The sequence below is a fragment of the Blautia sp. AM47-4 genome (assembly GCF_003479865.1).
In the GTDB taxonomy this organism is placed as follows: domain Bacteria; phylum Bacillota; class Clostridia; order Lachnospirales; family Lachnospiraceae; genus Fusicatenibacter; species Fusicatenibacter saccharivorans.
Genome location: NZ_QUHY01000004.1, coordinates 37,089 through 49,773, shown reverse-complemented (window position 1 = coordinate 49,773; position 12,685 = coordinate 37,089). Strand labels below are relative to the sequence as shown.

Below are 12,685 nucleotides of genomic sequence, written 5' to 3'. Positions count from 1 at the left end.
GATGTGTGTTAAGATAGAAGCGTTGTTACAGAAAGAAAAGAGGGAAAATTATGCAGGAAAAACAAAAGAAATGGATTCTGCGCATTGCGCTTTATCTGATTGGAATTATGGTGCTGGCACTCGGTATCACACTGAATACGAAGACGAACCTCGGCGTATCGCCCATCATCTCCATGCCGTACGCCGTGGCACAGATCTTCGGCTATGAAACAGGAACCGCCGTCTTCGTGGCGTATTTGATCTTCATCGTATTACAGATCGTACTGCTGAAAGGAAAATTCCCGCCGTTCCAGCTTCTGCAGGTTGCCGCAAGTTACCTGACGAGCGCCTTTATCACCATCTTCGACCGGATTTTCCCGGCACCTGACCAGATGGGAATGCGGCTTCTCGTTCTTGTCCTTGCCATCATTCTTACGGGAATCGGCGCCGCTGTGACCGTAGACGTCAACATCGTCCCAAACCCGGCCGACGGCCTGGCAAGAGTTCTCGGCGAGCGCTGCGGAAAGAACATGGGTTTCGGAAAAAATCTTTTTGATTTCTCCGCCATCGTCATTTCCCTTGCGATCGGCCTCATCGATGCCGGCCGCCCGGTAGGAATCGGAATCGGCACTGTTATAGCCATGGTCTGCACAGGAAGAGTCATCGCGGCATTCAATCATTTCGCAAAAAAGAAAATAGAAGAAATCACCATCGCCTGAGTGATCCATGCCCCTGTCGAAAAACCTTGAGTTTTCGGTGGGGGTTTGTTATAATAAAAGACAGCGAAAGAAAAATTTTTTGATTTGTCATAAGGCGTTTGTTTGCGTTATGAGAAGTGCGAAGGAGGAAGTGGCAAATGAACTTAGTTATTACGATGAGCCGCCGGTTTGGTACTGGGGCGAGTATTATTGCGAAAGAACTTTCCGAGAGACTGCATATCCCGGTATATGATAAGGACGATGTAGAGCACGGCATGCGTGAAAATGCCTTTGAATCTGAGGCGGATGCGATCCGCGAGCTGGCGAAACAGCCGTGTATTATCATTGGACGGTGTGCTTCGGAGTTTCTGAAAGATAAAAGCAACGTCATCAATATTTATGTCTGCGCGGACAAAGAGGACCGGATCAAACGTATCATGAAGCTGTTTTCCCTGACAAGAGAGGCGGCTGAGGTGATGCTGGAAGAGACAGACAAGCAGCGTGCCGAGTATTATTATAAAAATACCGGAAAGACATGGGGCGATGTCAATAACTACCATATGATCCTGAATACCTCGGATCTTGGCATCGAGAACTGTGCCGATATTCTGATGCGGTATTTTGAAATGAAAGATTATATCTAAGAGATATTTAAAAAGAAATACATAAAAAATCAGGTGCTTCCCGAAAAAGAGAAGCACCTGATTTTTTGTGCGGTTTAGTAAGCCTGATACGTATTGCCATAACTCCGGCTGGAGAAGTAATTCTGTTTCAGAACCAGGAACAGTTCGGCATCGGTTGCATATTTGTACGGATACAGATAGAAAATACCGACAAGATTGCAGGTGATTCCGGAAAGAATATACCATCCGATAAAGGAGAGATCAAGAATAAATGTATTCATCTTTTCACCGTTCATCATTTCACGGCTGATGCGGAATGCTTCTTCGGTCGAAAGTTCCGGGTAGTCGGCGAGAAGATAAGGACCATGCGGTATTCATAAGCTTTCACAATTCCAGGAATCAGAAGAAGCAGCGACCAGAGGAATATATAAAGATTTTTTAAAAACAGAGTCCACACAGTTTTTCCATAGTAGCCGTTCTGGAATCCGAACAGTATGTTGCCAAGTCCCGCTTTTTCCATCGAGTTTTCAATGAAAAACCTCGAGCCTCCTACCTCAAATGGTGCAAGAACAAAAATACGGATCAGAATAAAGGCAAGACCAATGACAAGAAGTACAATGCCGCTGAAGACAGTAAAAACAAATTTAACCGGTCCAAGCGGGGTGAATTTTTCTGCAAAGGATTCCACATTGAAGTTATCGGAAGAAATCGTAAATCCAGATATACCGACCGAGTTAGTCTGATTGCTGTCATTGTTGGAATTTCCAGAATTAGAAGTACCGCTTCCGACCAGCAGAGTCAGAATCAAGGCGGCTACCACACAGATCCAGTAATTGCGTAAAAATGCGGCTTTTCCGCGGGTTTTCAGTTCCTCTCGAGTCCACATAAAAAAGACCTCCCTCTTAATGTAAGTGTAAACAGCAGACAATTCTGCCAAGTCACGATTATCTTACCATGGGGCAGGTGAAACATCAAGACAGCTTAAGGAAAGTTTAAGAAATTGGCAGAAAGATTAAAGTGGAAATGTGCATTCTTAAATAAAGATTTTACTTGTGAAGCGGGGATGAATGTGCTATAATCTCTCCGGTGCGTCAGAACGCAGCGGGGCCGGGTTTCTCCGGGGTGCGTTCTGAAAAAAAGAAACCTGTACGTTGAATTGACAAAGAGAGCGAGGAATCTACGTGTATCTGACAAAGGACGAGTTTTTGCAGAAATTCGGAATTCTGCCGCAGGAATTTGAGGAAGCAGATATTTCCTGGGAAGAACTGCTGGAAATTGCGGATGATTATGAACGGCGCCGTCCGACGCTGGAAAAGATCCGAAAAGAATTTGTGGCAGAGTTTTTGCAGGACAAGGAAAAAGAGATCGGACTGCAGTCGTACCACAGCCGTCTGAAGGACACCGAACATCTGGTGGAAAAGCTGGTGCGCAAGCGCCTAGAAAATTATGCAAAGTACCGGAAAATGGATTCGACAAGCTATATGCGTTACGTGACAGATCTGATCGGAATCCGGGGACTTTTGCTGTATCGGGAGGACTGGGTAAACTTCCATAAATACATTACGCACTGGTTTAAAAATGATCCGGAGAAATACATCCGTGATTACGGCCGTGACTACGACCAGAACGCATCGGGCTATATGGCAGAGCCGCCGAAAGTCCATACAAGACTTGGCGATTACGCCGACATTTATGTGAACTGGATTCCGGAGGAGAACATTCTGGACCGGAAACATTACCGTGCGGTGCATTACATTGTCGTTTACCGCGGCGTCTACATTGAAATTCAGATTAAGACGCTGTTCGAGGAGGGCTGGGGAGAGATTGACCACAGCATTCTTTACCCGCGGCGCAAGGGAAACGCCATGCTGACAGAGTTTTCCGAGCTGCTGAACCGTCTGGCGGGCATGGGAGATGAGATGGGATCGTTCTACCGCCGTCTCCAGGTTGTGCCGGATGAGAAGTTCCAGAGCAAGGAAACGATCGTGCGCAAGCGTGAATTAAAACCGCAGGTCAAGGCAGCGGTGGAAAAACGCGATCTGAATGAAATTCATACGATGGATGATGCCGTCTGGAGCATACTGAAAGAATAAAACTGCTTTTCAGACATGGGAAAGGATAAAAAATGGATGGAAGAAACACGGGCCGCATGGGCTTCTCTCATGCAGCAGAGGACTCTGCGGAGAATATGATGGCGGCAGTCAAAGCCGGAAAAATCCGAAAACATCTGATGGGAAATACCTCGCCGATCCGCTACGGAACAATGGAAAAACGCGAGATGACCGAATATACCGACTTTGTCCGGACGAAACTCTGCTATGAAATCCTGAATCTGCCCGGGGAGGAAAAATGAATACAATAGAAAAAATATACACAAACTACGACGGACTTCTGGAAGAATTTTCCGAGGAAGTAATCCAGAGCCGTTACGCTGTTTTTTACGAAGAAATCGAGGAATTTGCCAAGAGTCTCGGCATCCGCGAGAAAATCCAGATCAGCGAGTCGCTGTTGAGCCATGCAGTGCTGGACTATTTCACGGATATTTCCCGCCTGAAACATTTTCATCAGGCAAAGCATATCAATTCATTGAAAGTGATCTCCTATGAGACCTACTGGCTGCTGCGGAGAAAACCGATCCAGATCCTGGTGGAGGATGAGACATCGGATGCGATGGCATTTCTGAACGAAAAGTTCGTCTTTTCCCGGATTGCCAAATATCTGATGGGCGACGGAAAACGGGTGATTTTAAGTCCGGAGACGAAAAAAGGCTTTCTGAATTATCTCGATTCGCTGTTTTATTACCTGAAATACCGCAATTACGATGCAGAAATGCTCGAGATGATGCTGATGGGCTTCAAAGCGGGTGTTCTCGTGGCGGATGATTTAAAGGAGCAGGAGTCCTGAAAAACGGGCGGAAGCGGAATACAACAAAATAAGATGAAGATCGAAAGAACCGGACGGGCCGTAAGGCTGCTGTCGGGTTCTTTTTTTGTGCGGTGCTGCATAAAGTGCAGAGAAAACATTGCGATGCATGGACAGAAAACCGTTTAACAATGGAGGGACGGGAACTGCTTTCCTTTGGAACTTTGTACAGGGAGGAATGGATATGGCCACGCTTGAAAAAATCAATGCATTTCTAAAAGCGGTGAATGCAGCCGCCTGGGGACCGCCGCTTCTTTTTCTGCTGCTTGGGACAGGCATTTTTCTGACCATCCAGCTTCGCGCGCTACCCATTCGACGGTTGTTCTTTGCGCTTCGTACAGCATTCGGCCGTGAGGCGAGATACAGCGGGGAGAAAACAGAAGCAGGAGTTTCGCCGTTCGCATCGCTGATGACGGAACTTGCGGCGGAAATCGGGACGGGCAATATCGTGGGGGTTGCCTCCGCAATGGCGCTTGGAGGACCAGGAGCACTGGGATGGATGATGCTGGCGGCGGTTGTGGGACTTGCTTTGAAATTTTCTGAGAGTTTTCTCTCGGTGCAGTACCGGATGCAAAGAAAAGACGGAACATACTGCGGCGGTCCGATGGTGACGCTGACCAGAGCATTTCCGGGGGAGCGGCTGGCGAAGATGCTGGCTGTGTTTTTTGCCGGAAGCACCGTGCTGGTATCTCTCGGAATGGGCAATATGACGCAGGCAAACTCGATTGCGCTGGCGATGCAGGATACGTTTGGCGTGGCAAGAGAAAAAAGCGCGTTGGTGCTGACGATTCTTCTTCTGCTCGTGGTGACAGGCGGACTGCGTTCCATTGCAAAAGCGGCGGAGGTGCTGGTACCGGGAATGGCACTCTTTTATCTGGGCGGGGCAGGAATGGTAATCGGTCTGCACGCCGGAGAGCTTCCGCGGACACTGCTTGCGATAGTACGGGACGCGTTTTCTTTCCGGGCGGTATCGGGAGGAGCGGTGGGTGCGGGAATTTCCCTGCTGCCGCCGGCCTTGCGGTATGGAATTTCCCGCGGTGTGTTTTCGAATGAAGCAGGGCTTGGAGCAGGCGGAATCAGTGCTGCGGCGGCACAGACCGACGATCCCGTGCGGCAGGGGTACATCAGCATGACAGGTGTGTTCGTTGATACCATGGTGATCTGTCTTGTGACCGGCCTTGCCGTTGGAGTGACCGGGGCGGCAGAGGGGATACTGGAGGCGGAAAAAGCGGATGGAGCGGCGATGGTAATTCAGGCCTTTGAAAGTGTGTTCGGACCGGCGGGAGGCTATGTTGTCGCGGTCGGGATTCTGCTGTTCGCATTTGCAACGATGGCCGGCTGGGCATACCAGGGGGAGCAGGCGTTTCTCTGGCTGGTGAAAAAGGATAGCTTCGGAATGGTTTACCGTGTTTTCTTCTGTTTTGCAGCGTTTGCCGGGTGCGTCTGCATGGCAGAAACGGTCTGGAATTTTGCGGAGCTTGCCAATGCCTGCATGGCGGTGCCGAACCTGCTCTGTGTGCTGCGGCTCTGGAAGGAAGTAAAAGAGGAGGCATTCCGGTTTGAAAGCAGGATAAAAAAAGCAGAACAAAAGAAAGATAGAAATACATGAGAAACCGTATTTCCGGTCCTCAGGCAGATTTCGATGCGAGCTGATCGAGAGAGCCGAAAGAATATCCCATTTCTTCCCATTTCGTCAGCAGCTCATCGAGAATCTCCGCGTTGGTGGATGAGGTATTATGAAGCAGGACGATGGCACCGGGATGAATGCGTCCGGTCAACTTTTTGAAAGCCTCCTCGTGGGTCGGCTGCTGATCCTGGTACCAGTCTACATAGGCGAGACTCCAGAAAAACGTATGGTATCCGAGGTCCTTTGCCATCTGCAGGTTCTGTGTGCTGTATTTTCCCTGCGGCGGCCGGTAAAATTTCACCATTTCCTGGCCGGTGGTCTCCTGATAAAGTGTGGAGACGCGGTTCAGTTCTTCGGAGAAGGCTTCCTGCGTGGAGATTTTGGACATATCCGGGTGCGACCAGGTGTGGTTTCCGACGATATGGCCTTCTGCCGCCATGCGTTTGACAAGATCCGGCTGGTCGGAGAGAAAATTGCCGACGACAAAGAACGCTGCGGGTGCCTGATGCTTCTGGAGCGCGTCAAGGATCGCCGGGGTGTTGCCGTTTTCATAGCCGCAGTCAAACGTCAGATAGATGATGTTTTCTTCCGGTGAAGCGGCAAACCAGGCGTTGTAGGCGGCAAGCTCTTCGGATGTAGCATTGCCGACGGGAGTCTTCCCTTTTTCCGGGAAGGAGAGCCCCCAGTTTTCGGCAGCAGAGGAGAGGACGGGCATCGAAACGGAAGAAACAGGTGTCTCCGGCGCAGCAGAGAGAAAAACTGGGGCTGCCTTTCGGAGCGCACGGCAGGTAAAGTGGGACAGAACAGAGCCAAAAAGAAAAGCGGAGCAGAAAAAAGCGGCGGCGATACCGGCTTTTTTCAGGATCCGGCGGGAAAGGGGTGAAAGAGAACGCATAAAATCCCCCTCCAGGACTTTTTGAGACAATATATGTATGGATGAAAGAAAACATGCGGCACACATCTGTTTGACTTTACCTGCAATCTATGTCACAATGGAGGTAGAGTGGATGGAAAGGGCAGAGAAAAACAAGATGACAAAATATGAGGTTTTAAAAAAGTACTTCGGTTACGATTCCTTCCGGGAGGGGCAGGAGATGCTGGTGGATGCGCTTCTGAACGGACAGGATGTGCTCGGCATTATGCCGACCGGAGCAGGAAAATCGCTGTGTTATCAGATTCCGGCGCTTCTGCTGCCAGGAATTACCCTGGTGGTATCACCGTTGATTTCTCTGATGAAGGATCAGGTATCGACCCTGAACCAGGCGGGGATTCACGCTGCGTTTCTGAACAGCTCCTTAAGTGCGGCGCAGTACCGGAAGGCACTCGGCTTTGCCATGGAGGGCCGGTACAAGATTATTTATGTCGCCCCGGAACGCCTTCTGACACCGGAATTTTTGTGCGCGGTGCAGTCGATGGAAATTTCGATGCTTAGTGTTGATGAGGCACACTGTATTTCCCAGTGGGGTCAGGATTTCCGCCCAAGCTACCTGAAAATCACAGAGTTTGTCAAGCAGCTTCCCGCACGGCCGGTGATCGGTGCCTTTACGGCAACGGCAACAAAAGAGGTACGGGATGATATTGAAGCACTGCTGTCTTTGCGTGATCCGGTACGTCTGGTCACAGGCTTTGACCGGAAAAATCTGAAATTTACGGTACAGCAGCCGAAAGATAAATTCGCAGCCGTGGAATCATTCCTTGCAGAGCACGAGGCGGACTGCGGAATTATTTACTGTCTGACCAGAAAAAATGTGGAGGAGGTCTGTGAGAAACTCGAGCAGAAAGGATATTCTGTCACAAGATACCATGCGGGTCTCTCTGACCTGGAACGGAAGGAAAACCAGGAAGATTTTATTTATGACCGGAAGCAGATCATGGTAGCGACAAACGCTTTTGGTATGGGAATCGATAAATCGAATGTGCGGTACGTCATCCATTATAATATGCCGAAAAATATGGAAAGCTATTACCAGGAGGCCGGCCGTGCGGGACGGGATGGCCTTCCGGCGGAATGCATTCTGCTGTACGCGGGACAGGACGTCATCACAAACCAGTTTTTTATCGAAAACATGGCGCAGGAGAGTGAGGATCCCGAGACGACAGCGCTGATCCGTCAGCGGGAGGAGGAACGGCTGAAGAAAATGACGTTTTACTGTTTCACCCATGAGTGTCTCAGAGATTATATCCTGCGGTATTTCGGGGAATACGGTTCCAATTACTGTGGAAACTGTTCCAACTGCCTCTCGGAATTTGAAACGGTGGATGTGACAGCGGCGGCAAAGGCAATCCTTGGCTGTGTGCGGGAATGCCGTCAGCGCTACGGCACGACGGTGATTCTCGATACCCTGCACGGTGCGAATACCGCGAAAATCCGCCAGTACCGCATGGATGAAAACTCCCATTACGGGGAACTGGCAAAAGAGCCGGTCTACCGGCTGCGGCAGATCTTAAATGAACTGCAGGTCCGGGAATATCTCTATGTAACGGCCGACACATACAGCATTGTGCGCCTGTTGCCAAAAGCGGCGGAGCTGCTGGATGAGGACGGCACGATGCTGATGAAGATGGCAAAAGAAGAAAAACGGATTCCGAAAGCCGCAAAAGAGAAGACAAAGACAAAAACCTCGGCAGCGGCAAAGGATCTTTCCAACGAGGAGGCCGCGGTATTCGAAAAACTGCGGGCACTCCGGATGGAGCTTGCAAAGGAGCATAAAGTGCCTCCGTATATTATCTTCTCGGATAAAACACTGATCCAGATGGCGATGGAGAAACCGTCCAACAAAGAGGAAATGCTGGCGGTCTCTGGTGTCGGCGAGAGCAAATTTGAAAAGTACGGGGAACCGTTTCTTGCATGTCTTGCAGAAAGATAAAACAAGTCGTGTAAAAAAACGGGAAAACAACAGGAAAGGAAGAATACGCTTATGAAAAAAGAAAACGCAGTTATTTTTGGAGTGACCGGTGTTGTAGTTGCCGCCGTGCTGATTGGAGGCGGAATCTATATGAAAACGGAACGGGACCGAAATCTGAATGCAGATACAGCAAGTACTGCAGCGGACAGCAATAGGGCAGAAGAAGTACAGAAAGCCGTATTTCTTGCAGAAGATTCCGGGTTATGGTACCTGGGAGATCTGGAACACGGAAACATCTATGTGACACATACACCGTCCGACACACTTTACGATGAAAATGGAAATGCTATTGATCCGTCCGAGATCAAAAAAGGAGATTTTCTTCAAGTGGAGGGCGACGGTATTATGCTGAACTCCTATCCGGGACAATATCCGGGTATCAGCCGTATTATGAGAATCAGCGGCGGTACGGAGGCGGATGCAGAAAAATTCGATGAGGAACTTTCCCAGATTCTGCCGGAAAAGGATCCATCGGAAATTCCGTTTCTGAATCTGTGCTACACACAGCCAAATGCCCAGGTGACAGCTATGGCAACACAGGGAGGTTATACCTGGTCTTATGTTGATGAGGACGGCAATGGTCAGAACGTCGTTGCGGACAGTGCGTTCATTCTGGAATGGACGGAACTGAGTGATCTGCATACAGCAAATGACGAAGGAAAAACCGATCTGGAGCTTGTCTTCTCGGAGGAGCCGGATTCTGTCACAGCAGAAAGATGGCCGGCCGAAGACCGGGGGCAGAACTTTGGCAATGGTTACCCGGAGGGAGAAAGCGTTTCTGTGGAGCATGCGGAGAGCTGGAGCATTCCGGGAGCCGAGGCCGGCTACATCTACGAAGTGGACGCGGTATTCGAAAATGGAACCGTGTCATACGGATTTGAAGTGAAAAAGTAAAAAAAGACTTTCTTTTTCCGTGACATTATGCTATTTTTACTGTGAAAACAGAAAAATGCAATGTGCCATACGGCATAAGCAGCTGACTTTTCAAAAATCAGAATCCGTTTGACCGGAGGATGCGAGGAGGAATTTGTATGAAGTTAATTGTTGCTGTATTACGGAAAGAGGACGAGGCAGACACCATTGCCGAGTTGAACAAAAAAGGCTTTTTTGTGACGGAGCTTGCCACGACCGGCGGTTTCCTGAAGGAGAAGAACACAACACTGCTGATCGGAACCGATGATCATAAGCTCGACGCTGTGCTTGCGATCTTAAAACAGGAAGCAGGGCTTCGGAAAACAGTTACCTATGCGGCTACCCCGATGGAAAGCGGAAACTTCTGCCCGGGCGGAAATTACTCTGTTCCGATTGATACCCAGACAGGAGGCTGTACTGTGTTTGTGCTGAACATGGAACAGCTGGAAAAATTCTAAGACTCTAAAGATTTTTAAATTCCGGCATATGATCCTGGTAGTGGAGCGGCAGATGCGTACGCTGACAGTCGGGATTGGAACGCTCTTTGATGGCAATTGCGGTGAAAAATCCTTTCCAGAGTTCTTCGTAAGGATCCGAAGTGGATTCCGTGAGGGAAAGGCGTTCTATTTCACCCGGAGAAAGACGGGTCAGATAAAAGGGCCGGTCAGCGGGATGCACGACGGCAAGCTGCCGGTTATCATCGAGAATCATCCAGTTTTCTGAGGGGAGCCGGTCAGAAAAATGGGGAGCGACCAGGGTCAGCACATTAGCTTTCGGGGAAATATGCGAGACCAGGATCGGAAAACCGGAGGAAATATTTGCAAAACGGATAAATTCCCGGAACGAATGCGCTTCATTTGTGACCTGACGGGAAACTTCAAAAGCGTGGAATACCGCCGGTTCCTGCAGCATATGCAGGGTATCCTTTCCATAGGAAAAGCCGTAGAGCAGAAAACGATAAATGATGTCGGGAGCGTCGCTTCTCTCGGACATTGCACAGAGATAGACGAGCCGCCAGGCTGTTGCGCCGATCTTCTTTTGAATGGATCGCGTGACGCTGGCGGCTTTTTCTGTGTCCGGCTCAACATGGCAGTAATCGCAGAACAGCTCCAGATTGCCGACTGGTTCCGTCATCAGCTGTACATTGCGGTAGCCGAGACGGGAATTCCAGGCTTCATAGATGCAGGTCAGGATCGACGCAAGATCCGGGCTGCAGGTGTAAACAGTCATAATAAAATCCTTTCTGAAATCAATTGATACAGACAACAGCCTTCTGCAAAAAAGCGCAGATACAGCAAAAAGGCTTTTCCGTGAGAAGAACGCCCGGGATTATATATGCCCAGGTACGGCAGCATCAAACAGAGAAAGCTGCTGATACTGTTCCGGATGGGAAACCTCCCAGTTGGAGGCGGCTTCCTCTCCCGTGAGCTGCCGGGTCAGAAACTGCTGTTCCAGCCGCATGTGATACATCATTTTTCCCTCGCAGGTGATAAAATATTTGGCGCGTTTCAGTACCACACCGATCTTTTTCAGGTGCTCAAATGAAAGATGGGAGCTTCTGCGGCTCTTTAAAATCCGCATGGCCGATTTCGGCCCGATGCCGGGAACGCGCAGAAGGTCGGCATACTCAGCCGTGTTGATCTCCACCGGAAACAGCTCCATATGGCGCAGCGCCCAGTCGCATTTCGGGTCGAGCTGTGCATGAAAGTTCGGGTGGGCTTCATCGAGCAGTTCATCCGCCTGAAAACCGTAGAAGCGGAGCAGCCAGTCTGCCTGATAAAGGCGGTGTTCCCGAAGAAGCGGCGGCTTGGTTTCACGTGAGGGCAGGGCGGAATCCTCGTTGACCGGAATGTAGGCGGAGTAAAAGACGCGCTTCAGGTCATACTGCTGGTAGAGAAGCTGTGAGGTGGAGAGAAGCTGGTAATCGTTTTCCTTTGTCGCACCGATGATCATCTGCGTGCTCTGACCGGCAGGAACGAAGGGAGCAGAGCGTTCCTTTTCCGGCAGTGACCGCGCGGAGGAAGAAGAGATCCAGCCCAGATCGGCAGCGGAGGCGGAAATCTGCTTTCGTGTATCGAAAATGGAGTGGGAGAGATAGCGGTTTCCCGAGGAACGCTCTAAAAAAGCGCTTTTCCCTGCGGTCAGCCGGTAATCTACAATACCGGACTGGATCTGGCGCATGGGTTTTAAAATCGCTTTCTGTGTCTTCTGCGGGGCCAGTTTCTGCAGCCCTTCTCCGGTCGGGAGTTCCAGATTGACGCTCATGCGGTCGGCGAGATAGCCGGTCTTTTCGATCAGCTCGGCGGGTGCGCCCGGGATAGCTTTGACGTGGATGTAGCCGTTAAAGCGGTAACGATTACGTAAAAGATGCAGAGTGCGGTACATGAGCGCCATCGTATGGGCAGGATTTTTGCAGACGGCGGAACTTAAAAAGAGTCCCTCAATATAGTTTCGGCGATAAAATTCCGTGACGAGTGTACAGACCTCCTCCGGTGTAAACGTGGCGCGCTGCCGGTCATTCCCGGCGCGGTTGACGCAGTATTTACAGTCGTAGATACAGTCATTGCTCTGCAGAATTTTCAACAGAGAGATACAGCGTCCGTCGGAAGAAAAGCTGTGGCAGATACCGCAGGAGACCGAATTGCCGAGATGTCCCTGTTTTCCGGCACGGTTCACACCGCTGGAAGTGCAGGCAACGTCGTATTTGGCGGCATCGGCGAGAAGATTCAGCTTCTCGGAGAGAGAAAGTGTTTGTGATGATAACTGCATGGCAGAAAAATTCCTTTCTATGTCCAAATGAATACGAATAAAAGTAAAACAATAAGATAACAGGTATTTTATAAAAAGAACAACTGTTCGATAAAAGAAGTGTAACACAAATCGAACGAATGTTCAAGAGGAAAAATGAAAATAGTACAAGAAAATACTGGAAGAAAAGAAACAGAATTCGATCCGGAAAAACGTGAACAGGAAACAGCAGGGAAAATTTCTGTTAGAAAAAAGTTATACAAAAACAGC

At 49.6% G+C, this 12,685-nt stretch carries 14 protein-coding genes; 9 read left to right on the top strand and 5 right to left on the bottom strand.

Annotated elements, in window-relative coordinates:
• Positions 1 to 50: 50 nt before the first annotated feature.
• Positions 51 to 698: a YczE/YyaS/YitT family protein gene (locus DW965_RS03825; RefSeq protein WP_117509208.1), complete on the top strand. Its 648-nt coding sequence runs from the start codon at positions 51 to 53 to the stop codon at positions 696 to 698.
• A 137-nt stretch (positions 699 to 835) separates the two neighbouring features.
• The gene (locus DW965_RS03820) at positions 836 to 1,321 is read left to right on the top strand and encodes a cytidylate kinase-like family protein (RefSeq protein WP_022461910.1); all 486 of its coding nucleotides are present in this window, start codon (positions 836 to 838) and stop codon (positions 1,319 to 1,321) included.
• Between the two features lie 74 nt (positions 1,322 to 1,395).
• On the opposite strand, the gene DW965_RS19635 is transcribed toward DW965_RS03820, so the two are convergent.
• The gene (locus DW965_RS19635; protein ID WP_243036387.1) at positions 1,396 to 1,611 is read right to left on the bottom strand and encodes a DUF975 family protein; all 216 of its coding nucleotides are present in this window, start codon (positions 1,609 to 1,611) and stop codon (positions 1,396 to 1,398) included.
• A complete protein-coding gene (locus DW965_RS03815) occupies positions 1,596 to 2,186 on the bottom strand; it encodes a hypothetical protein (protein WP_243036358.1) in 591 nt (196 codons plus the stop codon). The genes DW965_RS19635 and DW965_RS03815 overlap by 16 nt, the downstream gene beginning before the upstream one ends.
• Positions 2,187 to 2,481: 295 nt before the next feature.
• Here DW965_RS03815 and DW965_RS03810 point away from each other — a divergent pair, with 295 nt between their 5' ends.
• The 4 genes from DW965_RS03810 (at position 2,482) to DW965_RS03795 (ending at position 5,831) form a co-directional block, all read left to right on the top strand.
• Positions 2,482 to 3,393, top strand: a complete 912-nt coding sequence (locus tag DW965_RS03810) for a GTP pyrophosphokinase (RefSeq protein WP_226906353.1) — start codon at positions 2,482 to 2,484, stop codon at positions 3,391 to 3,393.
• Positions 3,394 to 3,425: 32 nt separating this feature from the next.
• A complete protein-coding gene (locus DW965_RS03805; RefSeq protein WP_055227506.1) occupies positions 3,426 to 3,653 on the top strand; it encodes a hypothetical protein in 228 nt (75 codons plus the stop codon).
• On the top strand, positions 3,650 to 4,204 hold the full coding sequence (locus DW965_RS03800; RefSeq protein ID WP_022461914.1) for a hypothetical protein: 555 nt from the start codon (positions 3,650 to 3,652) through the stop codon (positions 4,202 to 4,204). Before DW965_RS03805 ends, DW965_RS03800 begins: the two co-directional genes overlap by 4 nt.
• 202 nt (positions 4,205 to 4,406) lie before the next feature.
• Entirely contained in the window at positions 4,407 to 5,831 is a 1,425-nt protein-coding gene (locus DW965_RS03795; protein WP_158554960.1) for an alanine/glycine:cation symporter family protein, read from the top strand.
• 19 nt (positions 5,832 to 5,850) lie between these two features.
• On the opposite strand, the gene DW965_RS03790 is transcribed toward DW965_RS03795, so the two are convergent.
• Positions 5,851 to 6,744 carry a polysaccharide deacetylase family protein gene (locus DW965_RS03790; protein WP_243001856.1) on the bottom strand — a complete coding sequence of 298 codons (894 nt, stop codon included), beginning with the start codon at positions 6,742 to 6,744 and terminating at the stop codon, positions 5,851 to 5,853.
• 136 nt (positions 6,745 to 6,880) lie between these two features.
• Here DW965_RS03790 and recQ point away from each other — a divergent pair, with 136 nt between their 5' ends.
• From recQ to DW965_RS03775, 3 genes are all read left to right on the top strand, one after another.
• A complete protein-coding gene (gene recQ, locus DW965_RS03785) occupies positions 6,881 to 8,716 on the top strand; it encodes a DNA helicase RecQ (RefSeq protein WP_119198083.1) in 1,836 nt (611 codons plus the stop codon).
• Between the two features lie 51 nt (positions 8,717 to 8,767).
• Positions 8,768 to 9,649 carry a hypothetical protein gene (locus DW965_RS03780; RefSeq protein ID WP_117509205.1) on the top strand — a complete coding sequence of 294 codons (882 nt, stop codon included), beginning with the start codon at positions 8,768 to 8,770 and terminating at the stop codon, positions 9,647 to 9,649.
• A 137-nt stretch (positions 9,650 to 9,786) separates the two neighbouring features.
• Positions 9,787 to 10,125 (top strand): cyclic-di-AMP receptor, encoded by a 339-nt coding sequence (locus DW965_RS03775; protein WP_055227503.1) that lies wholly within the window; start codon positions 9,787 to 9,789, stop codon positions 10,123 to 10,125.
• A gap of 4 nt (positions 10,126 to 10,129) precedes the next feature.
• Here DW965_RS03775 and DW965_RS03770 read toward each other — a convergent pair whose 3' ends face one another.
• Together DW965_RS03770 and DW965_RS03765 are read right to left on the bottom strand one after the other, a co-directional pair.
• Positions 10,130 to 10,897 (bottom strand): TIGR03915 family putative DNA repair protein, encoded by a 768-nt coding sequence (locus DW965_RS03770; RefSeq protein WP_119198056.1) that lies wholly within the window; start codon positions 10,895 to 10,897, stop codon positions 10,130 to 10,132.
• 99 nt (positions 10,898 to 10,996) lie between these two features.
• Positions 10,997 to 12,436 carry a putative DNA modification/repair radical SAM protein gene (locus DW965_RS03765; protein WP_119198055.1) on the bottom strand — a complete coding sequence of 480 codons (1,440 nt, stop codon included), beginning with the start codon at positions 12,434 to 12,436 and terminating at the stop codon, positions 10,997 to 10,999.
• Positions 12,437 to 12,685: the final 249 nt, after the last annotated feature.